The 24,587-nt window shown below is 45.1% G+C and carries 30 protein-coding genes, 1 pseudogene and 1 riboswitch; of the genes and pseudogenes, 13 read left to right on the forward strand and 18 right to left on the reverse strand.

Going from position 1 to position 24,587, the window contains the following annotated elements; all coding sequences use genetic code 11:
- Window positions 1-168: 168 nt before the first annotated feature.
- Window positions 169-1,401, forward strand: a complete 1,233-nt coding sequence (locus H6G46_RS02075; RefSeq protein WP_010871619.1) for a cation:proton antiporter — start codon at window positions 169-171, stop codon at window positions 1,399-1,401.
- A gap of 265 nt (window positions 1,402-1,666) precedes the next feature.
- On the opposite strand, the gene H6G46_RS02080 is transcribed toward H6G46_RS02075, so the two are convergent.
- A complete protein-coding gene (locus H6G46_RS02080; RefSeq protein WP_020861439.1) occupies window positions 1,667-3,748 on the reverse strand; it encodes a hypothetical protein in 2,082 nt (693 codons plus the stop codon).
- 181 nt (window positions 3,749-3,929) lie between these two features.
- Between H6G46_RS02080 and H6G46_RS02085 the strand changes: the two genes are divergently transcribed.
- Complete coding sequence (locus tag H6G46_RS02085; protein ID WP_010871621.1) at window positions 3,930-5,252, forward strand: proton extrusion protein PcxA; 1,323 nt, start codon at window positions 3,930-3,932, stop codon at window positions 5,250-5,252.
- Between the two features lie 110 nt (window positions 5,253-5,362).
- Here the strand turns inward: H6G46_RS02085 and H6G46_RS02090 are convergent, their stop codons facing one another.
- On the reverse strand, window positions 5,363-5,812 hold the full coding sequence (locus tag H6G46_RS02090; protein ID WP_010871622.1) for a DUF4278 domain-containing protein: 450 nt from the start codon (window positions 5,810-5,812) through the stop codon (window positions 5,363-5,365).
- 33 nt (window positions 5,813-5,845) lie between these two features.
- A riboswitch (Glutamine riboswitch) is annotated at window positions 5,846-5,907 on the reverse strand.
- A 247-nt stretch (window positions 5,908-6,154) separates the two neighbouring features.
- Here H6G46_RS02090 and H6G46_RS02095 point away from each other — a divergent pair.
- Window positions 6,155-7,051: a ParA family protein gene (locus H6G46_RS02095; RefSeq protein ID WP_010871623.1), complete on the forward strand. Its 897-nt coding sequence runs from the start codon at window positions 6,155-6,157 to the stop codon at window positions 7,049-7,051.
- Window positions 7,052-7,204: 153 nt separating this feature from the next.
- Here the strand turns inward: H6G46_RS02095 and H6G46_RS02100 are convergent, their stop codons facing one another.
- Window positions 7,205-7,645, reverse strand: a complete 441-nt coding sequence (locus H6G46_RS02100; RefSeq protein ID WP_010871624.1) for an Hsp20/alpha crystallin family protein — start codon at window positions 7,643-7,645, stop codon at window positions 7,205-7,207.
- Window position 7,646: 1 nt separating this feature from the next.
- Between H6G46_RS02100 and H6G46_RS02105 the strand changes: the two genes are divergently transcribed.
- Window positions 7,647-7,850 (forward strand): hypothetical protein, encoded by a 204-nt coding sequence (locus tag H6G46_RS02105; RefSeq protein ID WP_041425770.1) that lies wholly within the window; start codon window positions 7,647-7,649, stop codon window positions 7,848-7,850.
- Between the two features lie 60 nt (window positions 7,851-7,910).
- Here the strand turns inward: H6G46_RS02105 and ccsB are convergent, their stop codons facing one another.
- Together ccsB and H6G46_RS02115 are read right to left on the reverse strand one after the other, a co-directional pair.
- Window positions 7,911-8,915 (reverse strand): c-type cytochrome biogenesis protein CcsB, encoded by a 1,005-nt coding sequence (gene ccsB / locus H6G46_RS02110; protein WP_010871625.1) that lies wholly within the window; start codon window positions 8,913-8,915, stop codon window positions 7,911-7,913.
- A gap of 186 nt (window positions 8,916-9,101) precedes the next feature.
- Window positions 9,102-9,509: a winged helix-turn-helix transcriptional regulator gene (locus tag H6G46_RS02115; RefSeq protein WP_010871626.1), complete on the reverse strand. Its 408-nt coding sequence runs from the start codon at window positions 9,507-9,509 to the stop codon at window positions 9,102-9,104.
- Between the two features lie 254 nt (window positions 9,510-9,763).
- Between H6G46_RS02115 and lipA the strand changes: the two genes are divergently transcribed.
- Window positions 9,764-10,633 (forward strand): lipoyl synthase, encoded by an 870-nt coding sequence (lipA, locus tag H6G46_RS02120; RefSeq protein ID WP_010871627.1) that lies wholly within the window; start codon window positions 9,764-9,766, stop codon window positions 10,631-10,633.
- A gap of 11 nt (window positions 10,634-10,644) precedes the next feature.
- Here the strand turns inward: lipA and H6G46_RS02125 are convergent, their stop codons facing one another.
- From H6G46_RS02125 to H6G46_RS02135, 3 genes are all read right to left on the reverse strand, one after another.
- Window positions 10,645-11,262, reverse strand: coding sequence for a hypothetical protein (locus H6G46_RS02125; protein WP_010871628.1), 618 nt, complete (start codon window positions 11,260-11,262; stop codon window positions 10,645-10,647).
- A gap of 129 nt (window positions 11,263-11,391) precedes the next feature.
- Window positions 11,392-12,132 (reverse strand): sterol desaturase family protein, encoded by a 741-nt coding sequence (locus H6G46_RS02130; protein WP_010871629.1) that lies wholly within the window; start codon window positions 12,130-12,132, stop codon window positions 11,392-11,394.
- A gap of 54 nt (window positions 12,133-12,186) precedes the next feature.
- Window positions 12,187-12,516: a DUF565 domain-containing protein gene (locus H6G46_RS02135; RefSeq protein ID WP_010871630.1), complete on the reverse strand. Its 330-nt coding sequence runs from the start codon at window positions 12,514-12,516 to the stop codon at window positions 12,187-12,189.
- Between H6G46_RS02135 and H6G46_RS02140 the strand changes: the two genes are divergently transcribed.
- The 5 genes from H6G46_RS02140 (at window position 12,515) to H6G46_RS02160 (ending at window position 14,768) form a co-directional block, all read left to right on the forward strand.
- Window positions 12,515-12,673, forward strand: coding sequence for a hypothetical protein (locus tag H6G46_RS02140; RefSeq protein WP_158299068.1), 159 nt, complete (start codon window positions 12,515-12,517; stop codon window positions 12,671-12,673). The genes H6G46_RS02135 and H6G46_RS02140 overlap by 2 nt on opposite strands.
- 31 nt (window positions 12,674-12,704) lie before the next feature.
- Window positions 12,705-13,448, forward strand: a complete 744-nt coding sequence (locus tag H6G46_RS02145; RefSeq protein ID WP_048908407.1) for an NnrU family protein — start codon at window positions 12,705-12,707, stop codon at window positions 13,446-13,448.
- 94 nt (window positions 13,449-13,542) lie between these two features.
- Window positions 13,543-13,992 carry a YlqD family protein gene (locus tag H6G46_RS02150; RefSeq protein WP_010871632.1) on the forward strand — a complete coding sequence of 150 codons (450 nt, stop codon included), beginning with the start codon at window positions 13,543-13,545 and terminating at the stop codon, window positions 13,990-13,992.
- A gap of 163 nt (window positions 13,993-14,155) precedes the next feature.
- Window positions 14,156-14,251 (forward strand): photosystem I reaction center subunit XII, encoded by a 96-nt coding sequence (gene psaM / locus H6G46_RS02155; protein WP_010871633.1) that lies wholly within the window; start codon window positions 14,156-14,158, stop codon window positions 14,249-14,251.
- 139 nt (window positions 14,252-14,390) lie between these two features.
- Complete coding sequence (locus tag H6G46_RS02160) at window positions 14,391-14,768, forward strand: hypothetical protein (protein ID WP_010871634.1); 378 nt, start codon at window positions 14,391-14,393, stop codon at window positions 14,766-14,768.
- Between the two features lie 22 nt (window positions 14,769-14,790).
- Here the strand turns inward: H6G46_RS02160 and lpxC are convergent, their stop codons facing one another.
- Together lpxC and H6G46_RS02170 are read right to left on the reverse strand one after the other, a co-directional pair.
- The gene (lpxC, locus tag H6G46_RS02165) at window positions 14,791-15,621 is read right to left on the reverse strand and encodes a UDP-3-O-acyl-N-acetylglucosamine deacetylase (RefSeq protein WP_010871635.1); all 831 of its coding nucleotides are present in this window, start codon (window positions 15,619-15,621) and stop codon (window positions 14,791-14,793) included.
- A 334-nt stretch (window positions 15,622-15,955) separates the two neighbouring features.
- Window positions 15,956-16,450, reverse strand: a complete 495-nt coding sequence (locus tag H6G46_RS02170; RefSeq protein ID WP_242018632.1) for an alpha/beta hydrolase — start codon at window positions 16,448-16,450, stop codon at window positions 15,956-15,958.
- A gap of 96 nt (window positions 16,451-16,546) precedes the next feature.
- Here H6G46_RS02170 and H6G46_RS02175 point away from each other — a divergent pair, with 96 nt between their 5' ends.
- The 3 genes and pseudogenes from H6G46_RS02175 to H6G46_RS02185 all read left to right on the forward strand — a co-directional run.
- Window positions 16,547-17,869 carry a hypothetical protein gene (locus H6G46_RS02175; RefSeq protein WP_010871637.1) on the forward strand — a complete coding sequence of 441 codons (1,323 nt, stop codon included), beginning with the start codon at window positions 16,547-16,549 and terminating at the stop codon, window positions 17,867-17,869.
- Window positions 17,870-18,034: 165 nt separating this feature from the next.
- Window positions 18,035-19,885 carry an ATP-dependent zinc metalloprotease FtsH3 gene (ftsH3, locus tag H6G46_RS02180; protein ID WP_010871638.1) on the forward strand — a complete coding sequence of 617 codons (1,851 nt, stop codon included), beginning with the start codon at window positions 18,035-18,037 and terminating at the stop codon, window positions 19,883-19,885.
- Window positions 19,886-20,093: 208 nt separating this feature from the next.
- A pseudogene (locus H6G46_RS02185) lies at window positions 20,094-20,630 on the forward strand (IS5 family transposase); the annotation flags it as partial.
- Window positions 20,631-20,756: 126 nt separating this feature from the next.
- Here H6G46_RS02185 and H6G46_RS18725 read toward each other — a convergent pair.
- From H6G46_RS18725 to H6G46_RS02220, 8 genes are all read right to left on the reverse strand, one after another.
- A complete protein-coding gene (locus H6G46_RS18725) occupies window positions 20,757-20,942 on the reverse strand; it encodes a PIN domain-containing protein (RefSeq protein WP_343122265.1) in 186 nt (61 codons plus the stop codon).
- A complete protein-coding gene (locus H6G46_RS02190; protein ID WP_010871640.1) occupies window positions 20,908-21,159 on the reverse strand; it encodes a type II toxin-antitoxin system VapC family toxin in 252 nt (83 codons plus the stop codon). The genes H6G46_RS18725 and H6G46_RS02190 overlap by 35 nt, the downstream gene beginning before the upstream one ends.
- Window positions 21,160-21,387 carry a virulence factor gene (locus tag H6G46_RS02195; protein WP_010871641.1) on the reverse strand — a complete coding sequence of 76 codons (228 nt, stop codon included), beginning with the start codon at window positions 21,385-21,387 and terminating at the stop codon, window positions 21,160-21,162. It lies immediately after the preceding gene.
- Window positions 21,388-21,465: 78 nt separating this feature from the next.
- Window positions 21,466-21,747: a type II toxin-antitoxin system mRNA interferase toxin, RelE/StbE family gene (locus H6G46_RS02200; protein ID WP_020861443.1), complete on the reverse strand. Its 282-nt coding sequence runs from the start codon at window positions 21,745-21,747 to the stop codon at window positions 21,466-21,468.
- Window positions 21,744-21,962: a hypothetical protein gene (locus H6G46_RS02205; RefSeq protein WP_010871642.1), complete on the reverse strand. Its 219-nt coding sequence runs from the start codon at window positions 21,960-21,962 to the stop codon at window positions 21,744-21,746. Before H6G46_RS02205 ends, H6G46_RS02200 begins: the two co-directional genes overlap by 4 nt.
- 102 nt (window positions 21,963-22,064) lie before the next feature.
- On the reverse strand, window positions 22,065-22,400 hold the full coding sequence (locus H6G46_RS02210; RefSeq protein ID WP_010871643.1) for a DUF86 domain-containing protein: 336 nt from the start codon (window positions 22,398-22,400) through the stop codon (window positions 22,065-22,067).
- Complete coding sequence (locus H6G46_RS02215; protein ID WP_010871644.1) at window positions 22,390-22,698, reverse strand: nucleotidyltransferase family protein; 309 nt, start codon at window positions 22,696-22,698, stop codon at window positions 22,390-22,392. Before H6G46_RS02215 ends, H6G46_RS02210 begins: the two co-directional genes overlap by 11 nt.
- Before the next feature lie 129 nt (window positions 22,699-22,827).
- Window positions 22,828-24,354: a reverse transcriptase domain-containing protein gene (locus H6G46_RS02220; RefSeq protein ID WP_010871645.1), complete on the reverse strand. Its 1,527-nt coding sequence runs from the start codon at window positions 24,352-24,354 to the stop codon at window positions 22,828-22,830.
- Window positions 24,355-24,587 lie beyond the last annotated feature (233 nt).

Below are 24,587 nucleotides of genomic sequence, written 5' to 3' on the forward strand. Positions count from 1 at the left end.
TAACTGACGTAAAAGGGAACTGCTCCTTTCCCTATGCAGACTGGATCTGATCAACCAGGGAAGTAGGTCAACATCCACTTTCGTATCTGGTATATTGTCCTTTTGGCGGGATATTGTGTTTTCCAAGCAAATTTTGGGAAATCAAAACCTAGATGGGGCATCACAACGATGGACACCAATACTTTACTGCTAATTCTTGCCAATATCATTGTAATTATTGGCTTAGCTCGCCTGATTGGATTGCTGTTTGCCCGTTTTCAACAGCCCCCTGTGATCGGAGAAATTATTGCAGGAATTATGCTGGGCCCTTCTCTCCTCGGTCTATTGTCCCCGGCCCTAGAAAAAAGTTTTTTCCCTGCCACTACCCAGCCATTTCTGTATTTACTCTCGGAAATTGGCTTAATTTTTTATATGTTTTTGGTGGGTTTGGAGCTTAACCCCCAATATCTACGGCAAAAATTAAAGGTTGCTATTCTAACTTCTAATGTTAGTATTTTCTTTCCATTTGTACTGGGTATAGTGCTGTCTTTTTTTGTCCTCTATTCCCTCAATCAACCCAATAAAACCAGCTTTATTCCCTTTGCCCTTTTCATTGGCGCGGCCATGTCGATTACGGCCTTTCCAGTACTGGCTCGTATTTTAAAGGACACTGGTTTGGATAAAACTCCCCTGGGGACTTTGGGGCTGACCTGTGCTTCGGTGGATGACATTAGTGCTTGGTGTCTGTTGGCGATCGCCATTGCGGTGACCCGTACGGATAACATTTTCGGTGCATTTCCTACCCTCTTGGGTATTATTGTCTACACTGTCTTCATGGTCACTCTAGGGAGAAAATTTTTTAAGTATATTCTCCGCAATTATGGTCAAAAAAATTATCTCAGCCAGGGTCTATTAACTTTTATTTATATCATGGTAATTCTTTCCGCTATGCTGACGGAATGGATTGGTATTGACGTAATTTTTGGTGGATTTATTTTAGGGGCAATTTTACCAAAAAATACAAATCTAAGCACGGAATTAGCCACTAAAACCGAGGATTTTGTTTCCACATTTCTTTTGCCTATTTTCTTTGCCTATAGTGGATTAAGTACAGACCTTGGTTTACTCAATAAGCCTTATCTCTGGGCGGTGTGTGCTTTAGTGGTGGCAGCGGCGATCGCCGGTAAATATTGCGGGGTTTATGTGACCACCAGGGCATTAGGGGTGGAAAAGCAAGAGGCCAAGGCCTTGGGCTGGCTGATGAACACGAGGGGCTTGACGGAATTAATTATTCTCAATGTGGGTCTCAAACTAGGTGTAATTTCCCCGGTGATTTTCACTATGTTTGTGATTATGGCCATCATTACCACCATTATTACCTCCCCTTTGGTAGTCAAAATTTATCCTGCCCCAGCCCATTAAAATCCATTATTGTTTTGACTTTGACTAGGCTTAAGAATCTGTTTGAAAACCCCCCTGACCCCCCAAAAAAAATTTGGGGGAAAACTGAGTGAAATCCCCCAGTATTACCGGAGCTTTAGTGAAGAAATTTAGGGGGCAGAATAAAACTTTCTAAACACGATCTAGAACCGATAACTTTTCAACGGGTAACGGGTAATGGTTTAAATTTTAAAAGTTGTCAAACACATTCCCGTACCATTGCCATTGGTAATGTCCGGGACAAAATCTAAACAGATAAATTTTCCGCCCGTTGAATAATATTTAACAGTCTGCCCACTTGCTCTGTGCCCCGCACACTAATTTCACTGTGACAGAGTACTAATTTTTCCGTCACCCTGGCCAATAAATCCCGCACAATGCGCTCAAAGCGTTCCTGGTCCCATTGCAATTGTTCCGGTTCTGTCCAGGGTTTGGGCTCTCGATGGCGCAGCAATAGAGGCGATCCAAACAATTGGGATGCTCCCCCCATTTCCCAGAGGCGATCGCCAGCATCAAGCCAAAAGTGCCAGCGGTGTTGGCTACGGAGTGAACGGTATTGGTAAATAGTCGCCAGGGTAATGGCCGGCGGTGGGGGTAACCAGTCGGGAATGTCTGGTCGGGGTTGGGCGGTAACCGTGCCTTGACCAAGTAGTTGCAAAAATAGGGCCAGCTTTTCCCGGATCTGGGGCAGACTTTCTCCGCCATGGCCAGCATTGCTCTGGAGTTTGCCCTGTACCCGCCAAAAGTGCTGGAGAGTTTCCATCAATTCCCGCAGAGAAGCCAATTCCCCGTAGGCGAGTTGATGTTCCGGGGGCAGTTGTTCACGAATGGCTCTGTCCAGCATTGTGACCGGCGATAAAGTCTCCTGGGCCAGGGCTTGTTTTTGCTTGCTTAACCAATCCCGTAGAGCGCCATAGGCTTGACTGGCTTGGTAACCAAAACGATCCCAGCGGGGATATTGCTCTATGGGCATCAGGGCCGGGGCTTGGGGATTAATGGCATAGCAAGTGTCTGCCAGTAGCCCTGCCCGCACAGGATCGATCGCCAGCTTGATTTGACCTCCAGAGCGTCTCTCACTCAGCATCACCAACATTTCCGCCACCTGTTCCCGGCGGGCCCATTCCCCCAGGTCATACACCAGGGCTAACAGAGTTAATAAACTGCGAATTAAGGGGGCACTGCTGAGGGGTCGTTGCTCATTGAGGGCGATAATGTCGATGCCGGCTTTGTTAAAAATTTCTAAAAAACTATAGCGGGCAATTTCGTCCAGACCAGGGGCGATGATGGCAATGTCCTGGGGCTTGATTTCTCCTTGGTGAACCGCCGCAATGATCTGATCGGCCGTTTGCCGTAGTAGTTGGGCCCGGGAAAAAGTTTGTAAGGCCTGCACTTGGGGAGGCAGTATGTCTGGCGATCGGGGGTCTTTGAGCAGGTTCAACACCTGGGTCGATAACTGGGGGGCCATGCCCGTTGGTCGTTCCAACCGTTCCACCTTGGCTCCTTGGGCTAATATCGCCAACGCATTGGGATCGGCATTCAACCCCAAGCGCACCTGACCGTCGGGATTAAAGCTAAATACAGCCCAGGAACAATGGGACTGCAACTGATTAAACAAATCCACGGCGATCGCCGGATAGTCGTCCACGTCATCGGCAAAAATTGCGTCGTAGCGTTGGCATAAATATTGTTGATATTGGGGCTTTTTCAGTAAATATTGACCATAACAATGAAAAATCAGCCCATAGGTTAAAAATCCCCTGGCCAAACACCATTGCCGCCAATGTTGCCAAAAGGCAATCGCCTCTTCTGCACTAATCTCCCCTGGGGTTACCCGGATTTCCCCTGCCGTTAATCGTTCCAGCACCTGGCGATCGGTCCAACCCGCTGCCCCCGCCAACTGACCCAAATCCAATAGGTTACGAACTAACCTGGACCTCTGGGCTGCATTTAAGGAACTATCCCGGCCTGGGTATTGGTTTTGCCATTGCTCCATCGCCAACCATTGTTCCGTTTCCGGTCGTAACTGGGTGGGGAAAAGTTGCTTGCTGATCCCTGCCTCTAGCAATAGGGGCCAAAATAAATGCACGTCCTCCCTCATCAGTCCCAGGGGGGTTTTGCCCATTACCGGTGCATCGCCGCCGATCGCCCGCTCTAAACTGCGGCTTAAGCGCCATCGGGTTTGGCCATTGGCCGCCAATACCAAAGCTAATGTTGGTTGATCCAAAACCCGGTCAGATTTCAAACTTCGCCACCACTGGCCATATAACTGGGTTAATCGATGGGTTTTGCCACTGAGCGATCGCCCTTCTAGCCAGATTATTTCTGCCAAATCTTTTACCCCTGATAGTTCCCGTTGGTTCTGCTAAGATTTCCTGTATTGCTCAATCCCAAAACCTTACGGATCGAACCCTGGGCCACCGTAGTTTGGGTAGCTTGAAAGAAAACTAAAACTTTATCAGACAACCTTATCAAACAATATCTTAGCTGTTTTTTTACCCAATCATCAGTCAATGGATTTAACAAATTGGTGGCAAGGGGCAACCCAGTGGTTTGGCAGATCTTCACAAAAATCCTTGGAGCAAGCCTTCCGGTCTGCCCTAAAAATAAAAGAAATTGAAGATCAATACTTCCAAGGCAAAAAAATAGGGCCAGAAAATTGTGATTATAGTGCCGACACTGTCACCTATTTTGCCAACCAAATTCAGCGGCATCTGAGGAAAATAGAGCAGGAAATTTACCACCTCAACAGCGACCAAGAATTCGTCAAAATTCTGAGCCTAGATCCAGCAGTTAAACAGGATCCACAAACGGAATATGTTCTCAATCAATTGCAATTCATTGATGACATATTGCAACGCTATGACGGTGAACTGCCCCAGGTTAGTCCCCCCAAGCAAATTGCCAATGGGGGCGTTCTGGATTTACCCGCCATAACTGCTAATAAACAACGGCAAATCAACAAAAAGCGCCGGGACGGTTTTCAATATATTCGGCGGGAAGATACCCAACAAAAAGTAGATACTGCCACCCAAAAATCTGGCGTTTTGCCCCGTTCCTTCTTGCGTACCATCGACCGTCTGAAGCGGGAAATGGACCCCCAGTCCAGTGACACTGAGCAAAAGGTGCTCAAACAATATCGCAATTCTCGCTATAAAACTGCCCTCTCAATTAAGTTTGTTTTAACCTTAATTATTGTGCCCCTGCTGGCCCATCAATTGACTAAAACATTTTTTCTTTTGCCTTCGGTGGAATCATTTTTTGAGCGTAATAGTGAGGTTGTTTTTATTAACCAGAGTATGGAGACAGAAGCCTATGAGGAATTGAGTCATTTTGAAGAATCTCTGCGTTTTCGAGAATTGTTAGGTTTTGGCGAAAAACTTTCCCCCGAAGCTAAGGAAGAAAAACTGGCGGAGAAAGCCAAAGAAATTTCCGAAAGTTACCGTCGGGTTAGCACCAATGCGATCGCCAATATTTTTGCTGATATTTTTTCCCTGGTGGCCTTTTCACTTGTTTTGGTCAATAGTCAACGGGAAATTGAAGTTTTAAAAGAATTTATTGACGAAATTGTCTATGGCTTGAGTGACTCGGCTAAGGCATTCTTGATTATTCTCTTTACCGATATGTTTGTTGGTTTTCACTCTCCCCACGGTTGGGAAGTAATTTTGGCTAGTATCGCCCGTCATTTTGGTTTGCCGGAAAATCAAGATTTTAACTTTCTTTTTATCGCAACTTTCCCGGTAATTTTAGATACGGTCTTTAAATATTGGATCTTCCGTTATCTGAATAGTATTTCTCCCTCTGCCGTGGCTACCTACCGCAATATGAATGAGTAAATGGGCAAAATAATTCCCCCTAGGCATGGTGCTCAAGGGGGAAATAAATAATTGAGGCGACTAGTTAGTAGGTAAGATTAACTAATTTATGCCCTTAAAGTCAAACTAGATTAGCTCATGGCCACGCCTTGACTGGCATAGTCAGAACGAAAATTAGCCAAAACTTTGCCTTGGATGCGGACAGCGCTGTTGACAGCTTGGTCACCACTTAAACCAATTTCTTCAGCCAAACGCACTAACAGGGATTGTTGGCGTTTTTTAATTGCCTGGGTTTTGCTGTGCAGGCGGGCCCGGACCCGGTCCTGGAAGGAAATTTGGCTGGGAGCCGCAGCGACTTCCACCTTTTTGTTGGCAGTGTACAGTTCGGGCTGTAGATCCTGGGCGGGGTTAAAGGAAACTCCCCGATAAGTTAGATTGACGTTGGGCTGAATGACGTTCTTGGTGGTGGTGCGGCGGAAACGATAGTCCAAACCACGGTAGCTGCCCGCTAGCCCCAAAACTTCGGTTTCCACTTTGGGGGGATTGTAGTCGTACTTGACTCCACGGTAACTTAATTGCATAGTGCGCTCCTAATTGTTATTGAAGGTAGAGGAGGCGCGTTCCTTCAGGAATATATCCCTACTTCCGTCTTCTTCAAAAAGAGAAGATGAACGATTTACTTTCTGTATCCATTTTTACGGTTTTTCAAGATCATGTCAAGGAATGGTCAACAAAATACGAATTTCTTAACATTCATGTAAGATTTACTGATCATTCGGCTGGACTGCTTCAGAGTTCCGTTTTCCACGAGTGCGAGGGAGATGGAACTTGGGCTGGATGCCAACGATCTGCTAGAAGGGTTACTTTTGCCTGTTCCCTGGGGCCTTAACATTGCTTGCAGTCTTTAAAATAACCTCATTTCCATGGCCAAAATCATTAGCACCGTCAATATGAAGGGCGGAGTCGGTAAAACCACTCTGACTGTTAACTTGGCCACCTGTCTGGCTAAATATTTTCAAAAACGGGTTTTGGTGCTGGACTTGGATTCCCAAATTAGTGCCACTTTGAGCTTAATGGCTCCCCATGATTTTGCTGCAATTCGCAAAAAGGGCAAAACCTTGAGCTATCTGTTGGCCAATGCCATCCAGCCGAATCCCTACAGTAAATTGGATATTTTTGATATTATTTGCCCAGAAATTTGCCAAATTGAGGGTTTAGAACTGATTCCGGGGGATATTGAACTTTATGACGAGTATCTGGTGTCGGAAAAACTCCACCAAGCGGCGATCGCCACGGAAAATCCTAACTTTGAGACGGTGTGGAATAAATTTGAGGGTACGTTAATTAAGGAAATGCTGGCGCCAGTGCTGGAGGAATATGATTTTGTCATCCTCGACTGTGCCCCTGGTTATAATCTGTTGACCCGCAGTGGCATTGCGGCCAGCGACTTTTATCTGTTGCCGGCTCGTCCTGAACCCCTATCGGTGGTGGGGATGCAGTTACTGGAAAGAAGAATTGAGAAACTGAAGGAAAGCCATAAGGCCTCCGATGATCCCCTGAATATCAATCTGATCGGAGTGGTGTTTATTCTGTCCGGCGGCGGTTTGATGAGTCGCTACTATAACCAGGTAATGCGGCGGGTACAAACGGATTTCACCCCGGGACAACTTTTTCAGCAGTCCATTCCCATGGATGTCAATGTGGCTAAGGCAGTGGATAGCTTTATGCCGGTGGTTACCTCCATGCCCAATACGGCGGGTTCAAAAGCTTTTATTAAATTAACCCAGGAATTTTTACAGAAAGTAGAAGCTTTTGGCTAAAGCAAAGCCCCCATTGATTAACAACGGGAGCTCGGCAAAAATTAATTATCGATTGGCTGGAACCTGGTCAAACCAGGGCTTTTCATCCATTGGAAAAGCGATTTTGATCATCTAGGGTCAGGAGCAAAGATCTGATCAAATATTGATCATTTATTAGGAAAGCTGAACTTTCACCACTTTATTTTTGGCTTCCTCTACTTTGGGCAAAGTCAAAGTTAGGATACCGGCATCGTAATTAGCTTTAACTTCTGTGTTTTGGATTGCTCCAGGTACAGGAATAACCCGGCGGAAACTGCCATAGCGGAACTCTGTGCGCCGCACCCCATCTTTTTCGGTGCTATGGGTATCCTGGCGATCGCCGCTGACGGTCACCGCATCCCTGGCGGCTTGGATGTCCAAATTATCGGGGTCCATGCCAGGTAATTCTAGTTTGAGCACATAGGCTTCTTCAGTTTCAGTTAGTTCTGCTTTAGGATTAAACCCTTGGCGATCGCCGTGGCGGTCCGTAGGGACAAAAACTTCTTCAAACAGTTGGTTCATCTGCTGCTGGAAATTATCCATTTCCCGCAGGGGATTGTAAAGAATGAGAGACATAATGTTAACTCCTGATGTGTGGAAGGAATTGATTACCCTTGAATGGTTCTATCTTAAAATTTCCCCTTCCAGGTTAGATTCGGTTTTCAGGAAAGAAGGTGGGGGGATTGCCGAAATTACATTTCTAGCCGCAATTTTTAGTAAAAAAAAGATGAGTTTTTACCTCACCTTAAGTAAATATTTGAGTGGCAAAACAAAATGGTAAAAATAGCTAAGCTTCCACCGCCCTATGGATTTTTGGAAGGAAGTCTTAGGTTGTGAAAAACTATAAAAACCAACCATAGGAATGGAGACCTTTACCCAACAAGTTGACCCCTAGGTAACAAATCCAAACCACCGTAAAACCGCTGGCGGCCAAAATAGCGGGCTTGCGGCCTTGCCAACCTTTGGTAATGCGGGCATGGAGATAGGCGGCAAATACTAGCCAGGTGATTAGGGCCCAGGTTTCCTTGGGATCCCAACTCCAGTAGGAACCCCAAGCTTCGTTGGCCCAGACGGCCCCGGCAATAATGCCAATGGTGAGCAGGGGAAAGCCCAGGCCAATAATGCGATAACTAATATTGTCCAAGGTGTCCGCCAGGGTAAGCCGTTGGGGAGAAAGGGTGATGGCAGGGGTAGAGGTAGTTTTTTCCAACACGGCCACATTGCCCGAGTTACCACTTACTCCTTCTAGGGCAGGATTTAGATTCCCCACCGGATTGAGATTATTACCTTTCACCAATCCTTGCCGAAATCCCCCAGTGCCCACGGAACTACCCCGGAGTTCCACCGCCTGGCCCCTGGTAACAAACAAAAAGGCGATCGCCAATAGGGAACCCACCATGAGGGTGGCATAACTGACCATCATCACACTGACGTGCATCATCAACCAATTGGACTTCAACGCCGGCACAAGGGGGGCAGATTGTTGCATATCGACCGGCAAAGTCAGGGCAGCAAAGGCCACAATTCCCAAGGCGATCGGGCTGGTGACTGCCCCAACAAAACGACTTTGGCTCATGCGCTCGGCAATGAAATGCACCGCCGTGATGCCCCACGCCAGGAAAAACAAGGATTCGTAAAGATTACTGATGGGAAAATAACCCGCTTCTAGCCACCGAGCTCCCAACAGGGCTGTAATAGTCAAATTGGCGATCGCCATGGCCCCACTGGCCCCCTGCACTAACCATGGTTTGGGAAATACCACCGCTACCCAGTAGGCAAACATGGTCAGCAAAAGCACAAGGAAGGCAGTATTGTCTAAAAAACTTTCGAGGCTGACTAGATTCATGGCAATCCACTCTAAACAAGATTAAGCAAATGGGCTTTTTACTATCCTAGCCGCTGTTGAGTTTCCGGCAACGGCGATCGCCAGTCTGGCATTTGCTTGGGCTATCACTAGAGCAAAGCCAATCAGAATCAAAGGTTTTGATCCTAGTGGGGGACCGACCCCAGGGCAAAAATCGTTGAGGGCAGATTAGTTTGGTCCTTCGCCGGTCAGAAGACTGCATTCACAGGATTCTTGCTCTAACCAGTCGGAACCTAGTTTGTGCATGGCAATCAGCACTGGCTGAATTTCCCTACCCCTGGCCGTGAGGGAATACTCCACCCTAGGGGGAATTTCTGGGTACACATCCCGATTGATAATGCCGTGGGTTTCTAGTTGCCTAAGCCTTAGGGTTAACGTTTTAGTGCTACAACCGGGCAAGGCATCTAACAACTGCCCCGTGCGTCGTTGTCCCTTGAACAGTTCCCGCAACACCAAAATAGACCACTTATTATCAAGTAAATCCACCACATGCTGAATGGGGCAAATATGTCCGGTTTCAAAACAGGGATCAGCATTGGCTTGGGTCATGGCAGTATGAGGGAAAACCTTTTCCATCAACCATTCTAACTTCCAGGGTTGGTTTCCCCACTTTACCTTGGGGGCTAAATTTCCCGGTAAACCCAGGCAGTTTGATGTTTTTTAACCCTGGCCATGGATGGAGTAATCAAACAGAGTTCTCAGCTATCAACCCAAATTTACTCATTTTCCCCAGTTGGTGGAATGGAAATCGCCCTTCTCCCCTAGATGGAGAGAAAGGGAGTTAAGAATTTTTGATACAATCGGATCTCCTATAGCAGGAGAGATTGGACGTGACCGTCAAACCGGATTGGCTCCGAGTCAAAGCGCCCCAATGGCAGAGGGTGGGCAGTGTTAAGGATATTCTGCGAGATTTACAATTAAATACCGTCTGTGAAGAAGCTTCCTGTCCCAATATTGGCGAGTGTTTTCAGGCCGGGACGGCTACTTTTTTGATTATGGGTCCTGCTTGCACCAGGGCTTGCCCCTATTGTGATATTGATTTTGAGAAAAAGCCTCAACCCTTAGACTCCACAGAGCCGGAAAGATTGGCGATCGCCGTGAAAAGGCTCAATCTTAAGCATGTGGTGATTACCGCAGTCAACCGGGATGATTTACCCGATGGAGGAGCCTCCCAGTTTGTTAGTTGCATAGAGGCTATCCGCAAAATTTCTCCAGGCACCACCATTGAGGTTTTGATTCCAGATTTGTGCGGCAATTGGCAAGCCTTAGCGGCGCTGTTGGAAGCTGCCCCAGAGGTTTTGAATCACAATATGGAAACAGTGCCCAGGCTTTATAAACGGGTGCGGCCCCAGGCGGATTATGATCAATCCCTAGAATTATTCAACCAGGCGAAACGGATTCTGCCCAAGGTTTACACTAAGTCCGGCATTATGGTGGGGCTGGGGGAAACAGATGCGGAAGTAAGACAGGTGATGGAAGATCTACGCCGGGTGGATTGCGATATTTTGACTATTGGCCAGTATCTACAACCTAGCCAAAAACATTTGGGAGTCAAGGAATTTGTCACCCCGGAACAGTTCGACGTTTGGCGAATTTATGGTGAATCCATTGGCTTTTTACAAGTGGTATCCTCCCCTTTAACCCGCAGTTCCTACCATGCGGAACAGGTGCAGGCTTTGATGACCCGTTTCCCCCGTTAAGTTGGTCTGATCTATTCTTCTAGTCCAACTTTTTGCCGTGGAAAAATCATTTTGCCAAAGGGAATGTAGCTGCCATCGGCGATCGCCACTCCAGGGCCAAGCCCCACCCCCGCACTGATAAAAACATTATTGCCAATTGTGATCCGGTCAACGTAAAGCAAAAGGTTGTGTCGTTTTGGTTTAATGGCGTGGCCCACTAGGCTGACTTGGTGACCAAATATCACTTGGTTGCCAATGTGCAGTAAACCCCGGTCTAGGACTTGTATGCTGGGGGTCCAAAGCACGTTTTTGCCAATGCTGGATCCCCATAATCGGAGCCACAGGGAAAACAAGCCTGGGACAAAGTGTAATATTCCTTCCAGGGCAGGAAAAGTGCTATAAATCAATTGAATTTGATAGGTTCCCCACCAAGGAATGTAATTTTTTCCCACTAAATAACTCAGTCCGGGTTGGAGAGGATAGAAGAGCTGATGAATCCGATAGGTTAGCAGGGGCAGCCCATAAATAATTAATAATAATAATAGTAGCCACCACCAAGCCCTAGTCATTGCCCAGAAAATGACACAACTAAGGGCTAAAGTAATTACTAGACCGGGAAATAATGCTAGGAGTTTACTTAACAGCGTCATAGCTGGTTACAAGAACTAGTCTGGATAGCGGTACGGGGAGATTAGTTGGCTTAAGAAATTTTAACTTTAGCTATTATAAATTTTGCCTGACAATTAGATGCCGTAAGATTAAGCGATTTTTTGCATTTTTTAGGTCAATGGCCAGAAAAGCTTTTGCCACAAAGTTAATTCAAGTTTAATGCCCATTCCGGAAGAAATACTAAGTTGATTTGGTAAGGTATTTTTCAAATAGGTACCATGGATTTTGTCCCAAAGTTTTAAATTAGCACCAAAATTTCCCTTGCCGATTTGGTGATGGTGCAATCCGTGGTCTTGGGGTAAAATCAGCCAGCTATTTAAGCAGTCGTGTAACCAACATTTTTTATTAATAATTAGGGAACTATGACGCCATAGATCCAGTAAGTAGGTGCAACTAATGGCGAGAATATATCCCCTGGCATCGTGCAATAAATAAATTATGAGGCTATTTAGCCAAACGTAGGGCAAAAACAAGCTAGACCAAAAAGTGTTGCGTGCACAACTAACCATATCCATTTGACTAACGGTGTGGTGGACTTGGTGAATGGGAAATAGCAATTTGCTGTGTAGTGCTCGATGGCTCCAATAATAAACGTAATCAATAGCCACAAAGCCGAGGAGAAATTGCCCCCCAGCAAATAGGTTAAAACTATGTTGCCAGTGGGGAATAATCAAGGAGTAAAAATTGATTACTAATAACAATTGCAGCAGGGGGATAATCGCTCCTTGTATACCTAAACTTACCCCATCTAACAACCAGTCTTGCCAAGGTTTACTAGCTAAAAATTGTCTTTGTTGAGGTTGCAGTAAACTGAGGGCAAAAAATAACCAAAAGCTGATTAATGATGCCATTTATTAAATCCAAATTGAATTTCTAAATTAAGTACGGTTCCACTATCCCTCTCCCTAGGAACCCAACTTGAAAGCTTCTAAGAATAAACTGTAGGAAACACCCATTTTAAAAATATTTAATACTTCAGCCTGCAAGTCCCCCATCTTCACCCCCCGGCGATAGAACCAACGATTGACCAATTCACAAAAAAGCAGAATGAAGGCAGCACAAACTACGTCCCATTGGGAATTCTGACCGGCGGTGGTGGCCACGGCTGTCCCGACAAAAAAGCCGAATAAAAAGGACAATAAACTGAGGGAAATACGTCGCCAGGGATTCCTAAAAAATTGGGAAAGTTGCTGGCCACGAACTTCAACAATGGTATTTAATCGGGTGCGCTGCATGGCAAATTACCTTAAATTTCCTGGGGGGCGGGACGGTACAGAAACAGCAATGCTCAATTCTAGGCCGTCTTTGGCCATGGGGGTATGGGAAAATGTATTGTTGGTTAACTGTCATGATTGGCGATCGCCGTTCCACGGTTGGCCATTGACCCAATAAATTTTTCCGTGGTTGTTATCCCATTTTCCCCTTGAATTGCTTGGCTTTGTTTGATATTTCTTCTCCTTGGCCCTGGTTGACCCCCAGCCATGGCATTATCGCCGCCTACCTTCTGTTGTTTGCCATCGTTCATAGTGGCTTAGCCGCCCTGCGAGCCTGGGGGGAAAGCAAAATTGGCGCTAGGGGCTATCGAGTTATATTTGCCCTGGTGAGTATTCCCCTGGCTACGGGATTAATTATTTATTTTTTCAACCATCGCTATGATGGTCTGCAACTCTGGCAAGTACAGGGAGTAACGGGAGTTAAACCCCTGGTGTGGATTTTGTCTGCCCTATCTTTTTTCTTCCTTTTTCCCGCCACTTTTAACCTGTTGGAAATTGCCGCTATCCAAAAACCGGAAATCCATCTTTATGAAACGGGCATTATCCGTATTTGTCGCCATCCTCAAATGGTCGGTCAAGTAATTTGGTGCATTGCCCACACCCTCTGGTTGGGAACCACTTTTACTCTGGTTACCAGCTTGGGATTAATTGCCCACCATTGCTTTGCAGTCTGGCATGGCGATCGCCGTTGGCAACACAAATATGGCGAGGCTTTTCTAGCAGTGAAACAAAGAACTTCCATCATTCCCTTTCAAGCGATCTGGGAGGGAAGGCAAATTCTAGTGTGGCAGGAATTTATCAAACCAGCCTATGTGGGGGTAATGGGTTTCATTGCCCTACTATGGTGGGGCCATCCCTGGTTGATGGTGATGACCTCCAGAGTTAATTGGTAGGGCTTGTGGCTTGGTTTAACCGCACGGGGAAGATATTCTGGGGATGCACTGTAATCTGCAATAATCCCCTAATTTTTAGGCTTAATTCAATTTTATGGACGATACTAACACCACATTACTGCTCAAGCGTCCCGTGGCCCTGAAGGTGATTGTCACTCCCCGCTGGAAAGAGGAGATGCAACAACAACTCCAAGCCCAGGTGGGCCAGATGGATAATCAGGTGCAACAGCTTGATGCCCAAAGTCAACGAGCGATCGCCGAAATTAAAAAACAAAGCTTGGTGCCCCTCCCCCCCAGTGTCAGCCAGCAAATTGAAAACATTCAAATGCAGGTCAACCAACAAAAGAGCGAAATTCTGGAGCAGAAAAACCAAGCCCTGCAACAAATGCAACAGGTGCAGTTATTAGAACTGAACCAAGAAGTCATCCAAGGACAGATGGAGAGCTTTTTCCGTATCCAAAAGGGGGACAACCTCGTGCAGAAAATGGGAGTGGAATTGGTACTGCGGGATGGGGTAGTGGAGGAAATCCGGGGTGAACTCTAGCCCCTGCCGAGGAGTTGTGCCTGGCAGCCTCAATGGAGATGGGAATGGTTAAGTATCGACTTTTCTAAAGACTTGTAACAACTTGTTTCCCAAAACTGCCCCCATATTGCAAAGTGTTGTTAATGTTTCTCACGATCTGTTTTTATCTAGGAGTTAACTATCCATGGCATTATCCGACACCCAAATTTTGGCAGCCCTAGTGGTTGCCCTCCTGCCTGCTTTCCTGGCTTTCCGTCTCTCCACGGAACTTTATAAGTAAACCAACGTCGGCCGTGTAATCCGATCCTTAGGGCGTGATCCGTTGCGCCCTATTGATTTTTAGGGGGAATGCTGGCATCTTTAGAGTCCGGTGTGAGTTGTCAGACCTCTTGCTTTCTCCGGCCTAAAAATTACCCGCCATGACTGCCCAAACTTTCAAACCCAGTAATGCCCGTCGTCCTCGCTCCAAAAGTCGTAAGCGCCCGGAACAAAAGTTTCAGCCTGAGCATAAGTGGCTAGTGTGGGAAATTCTTTTCAAGCTGGGTCTCAATGGTGTGTTTGTGGTGGTTTCCATTATGGCGATCGCCAGGCTGTTGCCCCATCAACAAGCTCAACAGGCTAAGTTAAACGAGATTCAGATGCAGGTGGAGGAAACAGAAGCCAGGGTTGAGCAACTCCGCAATGATTTCCAACGTAGTTTTGACCCCGGCCAGAGTCGCAAAATTATGGAGGAATTAAGCCCCCGCCATGACCCCAACCAAAGGAAAATTATTCTCACGGAACCGAAAGCTCCTTAATCCCCCCAAAAAAAGTAACGAGTTATCTGTAGGTGTCGGCGATTTTTTGGGCCAACTGAGTATGTAGTTTATGGCTAGCTTTGTAGGCGACAAAATGGGCTTGGGGAATTTTCCCCAGTAAACTTAAATCTCCTAGTAAATCCAATAGCTTATGACGCACCGGCTCATCGGGAAAACGCAGGGGGGGATTGAGCCATTTCTCTTTGTCGCACACCAAAGCATTTTCCAAGCTACCCCCTTTAATCAGCCCGGCCTGGCGCAATTTTTCAATCTGATCCGCAAAACCAAAGGTCCGAGCAGGGGCGATCGCCGTGGCAAAATTTTCCTGATCCGGTTCCCAGGTGTACCACTGTTTACCGATAGGCAGATAGGGATAGTCCACACCGTAGCTAAAACGGGTAGTGGCACAGGGAAAAGCCGCCACAAATGCATCTTCTAGCTGGCAGGTTAAAGGGTCTGTAATCACAATGGGTTGGTCTTGGCTCTTCTTTGACCGAGGCCTGGTTCCTACTTTGGCGATCGCCGTTAACCAACTAAGGGCAGAACCATCCAGCAGGGGCACTTCCGGGCCGTTAACTTCAATGCGTAAGTCACCAATGTCCAAGGCCACCAAGGTTGCGAGTAAATGTTCCACTGTCCTAATCGTTGCTCCAGGTTCCCCTAGCTCCGTTGAAAGCATGGCTTCCCGCACCCAAGTCAAATCCGCTGGAATAATAGGCTTTTTAGGCAAATCCACCCGCTGAAAATAGCGGCCTTTCCCCGCCGCCACTGGACAAAGGGTAACGGTGGTTTCCACTCCAGAGTGCAGTCCCACTCCCTGGACTGTCAGAGGTGCTTTGATAGTATGTCCCATGGTGTTTAAGGATGATTGACAAAGTAACTGTAACTGGATTTGAGATCCGGAAATAACAGTTCCTTCGTCATTACTCTGTTTAATTTGAAACAAATCCAAATACTCAAGGATTCATTCTCCTTCATCAAATTTGCGATCAAAATCCTTAGACTTCATGTATTTTAATACAGGGCTATACATATAGTGATTGGCTACTAGTACTGTCCATTGTCAGTTTTACCTAAAGTAGTTTGCTCAGGAACAGTTCTAAATCATCGAGTACTTCGTTCTTTTGGATATACTCATTGCCTTCAGTTTGATGATCCAGATAAAAACTTAACGCATCAAACACTTTCTAAAAAGGTAGTCGACCTAACATGGCCGTCAACCCTTCCACTTGTTGGTACAATTCCATCAGGCGATCACCGTTGACGTGGAGTTCTGGGGTGGGATAATTTTCCAACACTTCGATCAGTCGTACCTGATTGTCTTTTTCTGCAGAGCTGATAATAGCTCCCCGCAGAGCTTCTTTATTGTCCCGCTTAGAAGGGGTGTGGATTACCTGACCCACCTGATTGAGCACATATTCCCCGGCAAAACTGTTGAGCACCCGGGAGAGGGTAACTGGATCTGCCTGAAACGGTCGATTGAGCCAACCCCGCAATTCTTCAGGGTTTTTATTGGCCATTTTTAAATAGGCTTTGAGGGAGGGGGACACTTTCCCAGTGCGGCTCAACTCCCCTAACTCCTCAATGGAGATGGATTCTCGCAAAACACTATAGGTCAGCACCACCCGTTCCGCTGCAGCCAGGGGAAGAGTTCCAGCACCAGCCAACAGGCTAGCAAACATTAAACTTAAACAAAAGTGAGGAAAACGCACATTCATAACCACTAAATCCACATATCGACAAAAAATCTTCTCTCTATACTAGAAGAATAATTTTTAATGATTGTCGCCTCCGAGGGCAGTGGAATGAGTGTCGCCTTTAATCCCCAAATTATGACCGCTGTGGAGCAGTTGGACTATGTAGTCACGGTGGGGGACGTGGCCAGCCAGGCTGGATTAGAAATTAACCAAACCCAACAGGGGTTGCTGACTTTGGCGTCGGAGGTGGAGGGCCATCTCCAGGTGGCGGAGTCGGGGGAAATTGTGTTTGCTTTTCCCAAGCAGTTCCGGACAATTCTCCGCAATAAGTATTGGCGTTTACGGTTCCAGAGTTGGCTCCAAAGCATTTGGCAGGTGTTGTTTTACCTGATCCGCATTTCCTTTGGCATTATCCTTATCCTTTCTATCCTGTTGATGTTAGTGGCCATCATTGCCATTATCATCGCGGTCAATTCCAAGTCCGATAACGATAACGATGGGGGTTTTAAATTTTCCGGTGACGGTAACCGTGGTGGGGGTGGGGGAATATTTTTCTGGCCGGGGGACATTTTCTGGCTCCTTAGCCCCGATGGTGGCCGGCAAAAACGGGATAAGAAAAGGTCTGATAAAAATAAAAACGAGCTTAATTTCCTCGAAGCCATTTTCTCGTTTCTATTTGGAGACGGTAACCCCAATGAGGATTTGGAAGAAAAACGCTGGCAAACCCTGGGTAGTTTAATTCGCCATAACGGTGGGGCGATCGCCGCTGAACAGGCGGCCCCCTATTTGGATAATGTGACCAAATTCAATCGGGACAATGAGGACTACATAATTCCTGTGCTAGCCCGCTTTAATGGTTATCCCCAAGTTTCCCCCAGCGGCGAATTAATTTACACTTTCCCCAACCTACAAGTCAGTGCCCAGGAGCGCCAATCAACCACTTTGAGTGCTTACCTGCGGGAAAAACCCTGGAAATTTAGCCAAGCTTCCTCCGGCCAAAAAATAGCGGCGATCGCCTTGGGGGGAGTTAACCTAATTTTGGCCTTAAGTTTGGGGGTAATGCTGAAAACCTACGGCGCTGAGTTGGATTTGGGGACACTGGTTTATTTCGTCCAGAGCATTTACGGCGTTCTGGTGACCTATGCAATCGGTTTCTTGGCTATTCCCCTAGTGAGATATTTCTGGCTGCAAGAACGCAATCAAAAACTAGAACAACGCAACGGCGATCGGCAACAGCGGGCCAAACTTCTGCAACCGCCCTCCCCTCCCCTCAAAGCTAAACTAGAATTTGCCCAGGAGTGGGCCACTAGCACCGTCATTACTCCGGCGGACATCACCTACCGCACCGACCAAGACTCCCTGGAGCAGGAGTTTAAACGCTTTACCCCAACCCAGGGGGACTAACAGTTGACCAACAGTTACAAAGCCTCTATCCTTAGCATTTTTTCGCTACAGTGGCCAATTGTTTCTGAGAAGCGTTAACATAAGTTAACAACTGTTTATTATCCACTCCATCCATTGCTAACCGGTGGAATATGATAACTACACTCACTATTGGAGAGTTCTAGCGTGAGCAAAAATAATAAAAAATGGCGTAACGCGGGCCTATATGCCTTGTTGTTAATTGTCGTTTTAGCGTTGGCATCGGCCTTTTTCGACCGACCGACCCAAACTAGGGAAACCCTCAGCTACAGCGATTTTGTCAATCGGGTAGAAGCCAATCAGATCGAACGGGTCAACCTCAGTGCCGACCGCACCCAAGCCCAAGTACCCAATCCCAGCGGTGGTCCTCCCTACTTAGTCAATCTGCCCAACGACCCCGACTTGATCAATATTCTCACCCAACACAACGTGGATATTGCTGTCCAACCCCAGAGCGACGAAGGTTTCTGGTTCCGCATCGCCAGCACCCTATTTTTGCCCATCTTGCTCTTGGTGGGAATTTTTTTCCTCTTCCGTCGGGCCCAGAGTGGCCCTGGTTCCCAAGCCATGAACTTTGGTAAATCCAAAGCACGGGTGCAAATGGAACCCCAAACCCAAGTTACCTTCGGGGACGTGGCCGGTATTGAGCAAGCCAAACTAGAACTCACCGAAGTGGTGGACTTCCTGAAAAATGCAGACCGCTTCACCGAATTGGGAGCCAAAATTCCCAAGGGTGTTTTGTTGGTAGGCCCCCCCGGAACCGGTAAAACCCTGTTGGCCAAAGCCGTGGCTGGGGAAGCGGGTGTACCGTTCTTTTCCATCTCCGGTTCGGAATTTGTGGAAATGTTTGTCGGTGTTGGTGCTTCTCGGGTACGGGATTTGTTTGAGCAGGCTAAAGCCAATGCTCCCTGTATCGTCTTCATCGATGAAATTGATGCCGTTGGTCGTCAACGGGGCGCTGGCCTTGGTGGTGGTAATGATGAGCGGGAACAGACCCTCAACCAGTTGCTAACGGAAATGGACGGTTTTGAAGGCAACACCGGCATTATTATCGTCGCCGCCACTAACCGTCCCGATGTATTGGATTCTGCCTTGATGCGTCCCGGTCGTTTCGATCGCCAAGTGGTAGTAGACCGTCCTGATTATGCTGGCCGTCGAGAAATCCTCAATGTCCATGCCCGGGGTAAAACCCTTTCCCAGGATGTGGATTTGGATAAAATTGCCCGTCGTACCCCTGGATTTACCGGTGCTGACCTGTCCAACCTGTTGAACGAAGCCGCTATTTTGGCTGCCCGTCGCAACTTGACCGAAATTTCCATGGACGAAGTCAACGACGCCATTGACCGGGTGTTGGCTGGTCCTGAGAAGAAAAATCGGGTGATGAGCGAAAAACGCAAAACCCTAGTGGCTTACCATGAAGCTGGCCACGCCTTGGTGGGTGCTTTGATGCCTGATTATGATCCAGTACAAAAAATTAGCATTATTCCCCGCGGCCGGGCCGGTGGTTTAACCTGGTTCACCCCCAGTGAAGACCGTATGGAATCCGGTTTATACTCCCGTTCCTATCTGCAAAATCAGATGGCCGTTGCCCTGGGAGGCCGTATTGCTGAGGAAATTATTTTCGGCGAAGAGGAAGTCACCACCGGTGCTTCCAACGACCTCCAACAGGTAGCCCGGGTCGCCCGCCAAATGGTAACCCGTTTCGGCATGAGCGATCGCCTGGGCCCGGTAGCTTTGGGTCGTCAGGGTGGTGGGGTATTCCTTGGTCGGGACATTGCCTCTGACCGGGACTTTTCCGATGAAACCGCTGCGGCGATCGATGAGGAAGTAAGTCAATTGGTAGACCAAGCCTATCAACGGGCCAAACAGGTCTTGGTGGAAAACCGTGGCATTTTAGATCAACTGGCAGAAATCTTGGTAGAAAAGGAAACTGTTGATTCTGAAGAGCTGCAAACTCTCCTGGCTAACAACAATGCCAAATTGGCACTTCTAGTTTAAGAATCCAAGCATTGGAATTCCTAGAGTTAAAACTCTGATCAAAACATTATCCCCTTCCTGATTTACAGGGGGGGATTTTTTTGTGGGCCATTAAGAGCGTGTTTGAAAAGTCGGCATAATTGGGAAAAATGGTGAAGAATACAGAATTTTCACCGTAATGATGCTGAGAGAATTTTACAGCAGCGACATCAGTGATAGCCAGTAGCAATTGGTAGAATCCAATCTCCCCCAAGCAAAAAGTGGGGGAAGAAAACGGAAAACTAATCTGAGGGAAGTGCTTAATGCCATTTTTTACATGCTCAGAGCGGGTTGTGCTTGACGACTTCTGCCCCATGATTTTCCCAAATGGCGAAGAATGGTTATTTCCGACAGTGGTAGGAAGACGGTACCTGGAAAAAATTGAATCACATCCTCAGAAAGAAGATTCGACTTAAGGTCGGAAGAAATGCCAACCCTAGTGCTGGTTGTTTGGACTCACAGTCAGTGAAAAAGGCTGGCGCTGGACAAGAAAGTGGTTATGACGGTGGAAAAAAGGTCAATGGTCGTAAACGCACAATCCTCGTGGATACCATGGGATTACTTCTCGATGTTGTGGTTCACAGCGCTCATCGCTCAGGCCACCAAGGTCTTACTCTACTCGGTACTTGGTTTGCTCCTCTATGGCAGTGCCTGCAATTGATATGGACTGACAGCACTTTTGGCAGTAAGAATTTTACTGCCTGGGTTAATTAATGAGACCTTTGGCTAGAATTTGGAAATCGTCAGCAAAAAGGATGGACAAAAGGGTTTTGAGGCTTTGCCTCGAACTTTTCAAACATATTCTTAGTGCGCCAGTTAGTTGAAAGCAGCAAATCAAATTTTACCGAATAGTTTATTCTGCCCAGTTTTCCAAGAATAAATTGTTAATGCGTGAAAATTCTCGAAGATTATTGGTGACAAGCGTTACTCCCAGACTTAACGCATGGGCTGCAATCAGCATATCCATAGCCCCAATGACAAGACCTCTACTTTCTAGATTACTTCTAATGTTGCCATAGGCGATCGCCGCTTCCTGAATTAAATTCCACGATTTCTAGCGGCATCAAGAATTGCATTAAGGCATCACGATTTTTCGATTGTTGTTGACTTTTACTGACACCATATTCTAATTCCGCCACGGTAATGGATGAAATACCAATGTCTGATATCTCCAGGGTTTGAAATTTTGCCAAGACTTTAAACGGTTTCTTCTTAATGAGATAAATGCAAATATTCGTATCTAGTAAATACTTCATTTAGAACTCTTCTCGTATATCTAAGGGAGGCTGTTCCCTAGTTTTCATAAAATCATCTGAAAATTGATCTAAGCTTTCAATTAAGGATTGCCAAGGGTTATTTTTAGCAATCAAAATAATTGTACTTCCAATTTTTTTAATGTAAACTTCGCTTCCGGCTATCGTAAAGTTTTCTGGTAAAATAACGATTTGATGGGTGCCATCGGTGCTAATTTGAGCTGTGTTCATGACGTTGCCTCTAGGATAAGTAAGGGGGAAGAGTTGGCGATCGCCGAAAGATCGACTTTTCTTTTTTGACAAGTTAAATTAATAGACTTCATCATGGGAACCTAAATTAAGTAATAAAATTGCCTCTTCCTTGTCTTCTGGGTTGTTTACAAATTCAAATAGCAGACGATAATTATAGTCGATAGAGCATGACCAAACGTTAGCTAGTTCTCCTTTGAGTTTATGGGTGCGTAGGCTAGGGTGAAAAGGATCTGTTGCCAACTGATGTAATATTTGTTCAATCATCGGTCTCAGATTAGGATTTTTGGGAATCAGGCGCTTGAATGAACGTAATGATTTTGGAGACCAGGCAATTTTCATTCTTGATCGAGCGCTTCCAAAAATTGATTTACTGAACCAAACTGAACATCACCGTTAGCAAATTCTTGGCGAATTTCTTTGATTTCCTCGGCTAATTTTTTTCTTCTTTTTTCTTGCAATCGTTTTTGAATAATATCAAGTAAGATTTCTTGATCATCTAGGGGTAGATTTTCAACGGATTCAATGGCTTTTTGAAATTCTGATGTTTTTAGCATTGTAGTTTGACGGAATTTATTTAAGGTTTTAACTACGTGAAAGAGGATTGGCGATCGCCAAAAAATCAGCTATGGGGCACTCCGGTTAGTTGGAAAGAGTATTTACATGTTTTCTAACAGAGAGTCGAATAGATAGGCTAATTCTGGTAGTTTGTTCTCAATTACATCCCAGATTATATCCAGATCAAGTTGATCATATTCGTGAACAATAACATCTCGCATTCCTGCCATTTCCCGCCAAGGTATTGCTGGATGTTGACTGCGGAAGTCTGGAGAAATTCGCTTTGTTGCTTCGCCAATAATCGTAATTTGATAGAGAATGGCTGATAATTTCTCATCGTTAATTTCTAGTTGTACTTTATCAATTTCATTCGTATAGCGCAAAATGCGTCTAATGGCATTGGCAATATCAATAAGGGATTCTTGATTACGTTGCATAGATAATTTGGGCAGATTCTAAAATGTTTTTACGTCTGAGCCAGTTTTCACTCCGATTGATTGCACTTTTGACAATTAAATCGACAGGACGTTGAAATATTTCTTGCAGTTCATCTCGCATCTGTATGGTTTCTGTTAAACCACGTTTTGCAGTAGGCGCAAATTCAATGAGTATGTCAATGTCGCTGTCTGAATGAAAGTTTGGACGTAGGATGGAACCAAATAAAGCAAATTCTTTGACCTGCCATTTGTGACAAAATTGACGAATTTGCTCCATCGGTAAATTTGTTGTTTCCATAATCCTGACGATTTCTGTTTGAGCTATTTAAGTTTGTTTGTGTGTTTCAATGGATCTCGAAGGAAAGGAAAATTGTATAAGCTTTTCCTATTTAGCTAGAGTGACAATCAAAGAGCATTTTTTAATTTTCTATCTTTTGAAAATGGCGAATCGCTCGGCTAGTGTTTTATCTCGGCAAGCTCTCGGTTTAGTAAATAGCTTAAAATCTGTATCTTTAAATAATTCCTGCTTACTTGTCACAATAGATTTGTAAAATACATTTTCTTTGATTTTTTCGTTCTTAATAATACTGTCAAAATCTTCATTTTGAAAGCCAAGAGATATATAACGACAGAAAAATACCAACCAAACGATCTCAAAAACGGATGACATTTTCGATGCTCTGTCTAATTCATCCTTAATTGTTTCCCTAAGAAAATCCTTAAGTCCTTGATCATTTCTTTTATTTTCAATATATAAACGCTCAATAACTGATAAAACATGACATAGGATTTTTGTTGATTCTCGTTTTAGTAAAAACAAAAGAGAAATTGTCTTTCTGATTTCTTTTCCACGATTTTGACTTGAATAACTAACCTTTAAATTATGTCTTTTGTCAAATAACTCTGCAATAAATTTTTCAATAATGCTAGTACCAGGGTGCTTTCGATGAATATCTAATGCAATTAGCAAGGTATGTTCAAATTTTCTAAAAGAAATATATTTCTTTCTTCGCAATACATGAGGAAAATATGCTCGATTATGTTCTCGATAAAGCCCATCGGGAAGATTGAGAAACGATGTTTTACTTTCGTTCAATGAGAGATTATATTGAGAGAGTTGATGGGAAAGAATGTCAAGCAATTTTTTTGCATTTTCTTTCGAATTACATAATATTCTGTAATCATCTTTAAAGCGGACAGCTGCATATTCAATATGCTTGGATTCTTGGGAAAACTTACGATCAATATCTGCTAAGATAGTCTCAGCAATTAGATCAGAGAGTGCCGAACCGATGGGAATACCATTTGTTCGTCCATCATTTGAATATTGAAATAATCTATCAATTTTATTTCCAAAAAGTCTAAATTCTTTATCTTCAAGTGCTTCTTCTCTTCCATGAATGGCCCATCCAATACCATGAGTATAGATTGACGGATAGAAATTTGTAATATCGGTTTTGGCTAAAATATTAAATTTTTGACCATCTAGTATAAGGTCTTCCTCTGCCATTTCAAGCCATTCATAAATCATTCTACCTGCACGAAGAGGGCTTAAGTCTTCAAAATCTTTTTTTGAAACTGGAATAGGAAAACTGTAGGCGGCAACCTTATTTTCTGAGTGGAAAATATGGCTTAATATATTATCCCAGTTTTGATGTAAATAAAAAATAATGTCGTGATAATTCCAAGGATGCTGAACACTAAAATTTCTGTATGTTAAAGTACTTTTGGGAAATGAAACAAAAGCCACTTGACGCTTTTTTAAATCATTAATGTTGATATTGTATGGAGTGTCTTGAAGTTTAATCTCTTTTGATACAGTAAAACTCGGTGGCAGGATATTTTCTTCGGGGAAATAACCAACATTCAGCAACCATTTTGCTATTTTATCCTTATTTACTTTCCGCACAAGAGATTCTGTTTCTCGGAAATGCTCATAGGTTGCAAACTTCATTAGCTATTATAAGTAATGACTTAAATATAGATTTTATCGCTGATTCGATTAGGGATGAGATACTCCTAAGTTCTGGAATCTTTATTTCTTAAGCTTCGTGTATCCTAAGAGTGTCCCATATCCATCCTAATTTGCTATAAACATATTTTCAACCCTTGTTCATTAAGTCGGCAAAAGATAATCTGTCCCCCTATTCTACTGAAAAAGTGATTTTTTGACGTTGGGCTAGACTT

The sequence above is a fragment of the Synechocystis sp. FACHB-908 genome (genome assembly GCF_014698595.1).
In the GTDB taxonomy this organism is placed as follows: Bacteria; Cyanobacteriota; Cyanobacteriia; order Cyanobacteriales; family Microcystaceae; genus Synechocystis.

Excerpts from the sequence above, each read along its gene's own strand:
- H6G46_RS02095 (WP_010871623.1), top strand. The coding sequence starts at position 6,155 with ATGGCCAAAATCATTAGCACCGTCAATATGAAGGGCGGAGTCGGTAAA.
- lpxC (WP_010871635.1), bottom strand. The coding sequence starts at position 15,621 with ATGGGACATACTATCAAAGCACCTCTGACAGTCCAGGGAGTGGGACTG.
- H6G46_RS02130 (WP_010871629.1), bottom strand. The coding sequence starts at position 12,132 with ATGGCATCATTAATCAGCTTTTGGTTATTTTTTGCCCTCAGTTTACTG.
- H6G46_RS02140 (WP_158299068.1), top strand. The coding sequence starts at position 12,515 with ATGGCAAATTACCTTAAATTTCCTGGGGGGCGGGACGGTACAGAAACA.
- H6G46_RS02135 (WP_010871630.1), bottom strand. The coding sequence starts at position 12,516 with ATGCAGCGCACCCGATTAAATACCATTGTTGAAGTTCGTGGCCAGCAA.
- ccsB (WP_010871625.1), bottom strand. The coding sequence starts at position 8,915 with ATGAATCTAGTCAGCCTCGAAAGTTTTTTAGACAATACTGCCTTCCTT.
- H6G46_RS02090 (WP_010871622.1), bottom strand. The coding sequence starts at position 5,812 with ATGCAATTAAGTTACCGTGGAGTCAAGTACGACTACAATCCCCCCAAA.
- H6G46_RS02175 (WP_010871637.1), top strand. The coding sequence starts at position 16,547 with ATGATTGTCGCCTCCGAGGGCAGTGGAATGAGTGTCGCCTTTAATCCC.
- H6G46_RS02115 (WP_010871626.1), bottom strand. The coding sequence starts at position 9,509 with ATGGAAAAGGTTTTCCCTCATACTGCCATGACCCAAGCCAATGCTGAT.
- H6G46_RS02170 (WP_242018632.1), bottom strand. The coding sequence starts at position 16,450 with ATGTTTGCTAGCCTGTTGGCTGGTGCTGGAACTCTTCCCCTGGCTGCA.
- H6G46_RS02205 (WP_010871642.1), bottom strand. The coding sequence starts at position 21,962 with ATGCTAAAAACATCAGAATTTCAAAAAGCCATTGAATCCGTTGAAAAT.
- H6G46_RS02150 (WP_010871632.1), top strand. The coding sequence starts at position 13,543 with ATGGACGATACTAACACCACATTACTGCTCAAGCGTCCCGTGGCCCTG.
- H6G46_RS02125 (WP_010871628.1), bottom strand. The coding sequence starts at position 11,262 with ATGACGCTGTTAAGTAAACTCCTAGCATTATTTCCCGGTCTAGTAATT.
- H6G46_RS02085 (WP_010871621.1), top strand. The coding sequence starts at position 3,930 with ATGGATTTAACAAATTGGTGGCAAGGGGCAACCCAGTGGTTTGGCAGA.
- psaM (WP_010871633.1), top strand. The coding sequence starts at position 14,156 with ATGGCATTATCCGACACCCAAATTTTGGCAGCCCTAGTGGTTGCCCTC.
- H6G46_RS02075 (WP_010871619.1), top strand. The coding sequence starts at position 169 with ATGGACACCAATACTTTACTGCTAATTCTTGCCAATATCATTGTAATT.
- H6G46_RS02210 (WP_010871643.1), bottom strand. The coding sequence starts at position 22,400 with ATGCAACGTAATCAAGAATCCCTTATTGATATTGCCAATGCCATTAGA.
- H6G46_RS02100 (WP_010871624.1), bottom strand. The coding sequence starts at position 7,645 with ATGTCTCTCATTCTTTACAATCCCCTGCGGGAAATGGATAATTTCCAG.
- H6G46_RS02195 (WP_010871641.1), bottom strand. The coding sequence starts at position 21,387 with ATGAACACAGCTCAAATTAGCACCGATGGCACCCATCAAATCGTTATT.
- H6G46_RS02215 (WP_010871644.1), bottom strand. The coding sequence starts at position 22,698 with ATGGAAACAACAAATTTACCGATGGAGCAAATTCGTCAATTTTGTCAC.
- H6G46_RS02220 (WP_010871645.1), bottom strand. The coding sequence starts at position 24,354 with ATGAAGTTTGCAACCTATGAGCATTTCCGAGAAACAGAATCTCTTGTG.
- H6G46_RS02200 (WP_020861443.1), bottom strand. The coding sequence starts at position 21,747 with ATGAAAATTGCCTGGTCTCCAAAATCATTACGTTCATTCAAGCGCCTG.
- H6G46_RS02105 (WP_041425770.1), top strand. The coding sequence starts at position 7,647 with ATGTTAACTCCTGATGTGTGGAAGGAATTGATTACCCTTGAATGGTTC.
- H6G46_RS02160 (WP_010871634.1), top strand. The coding sequence starts at position 14,391 with ATGACTGCCCAAACTTTCAAACCCAGTAATGCCCGTCGTCCTCGCTCC.
- H6G46_RS02190 (WP_010871640.1), bottom strand. The coding sequence starts at position 21,159 with ATGAAGTATTTACTAGATACGAATATTTGCATTTATCTCATTAAGAAG.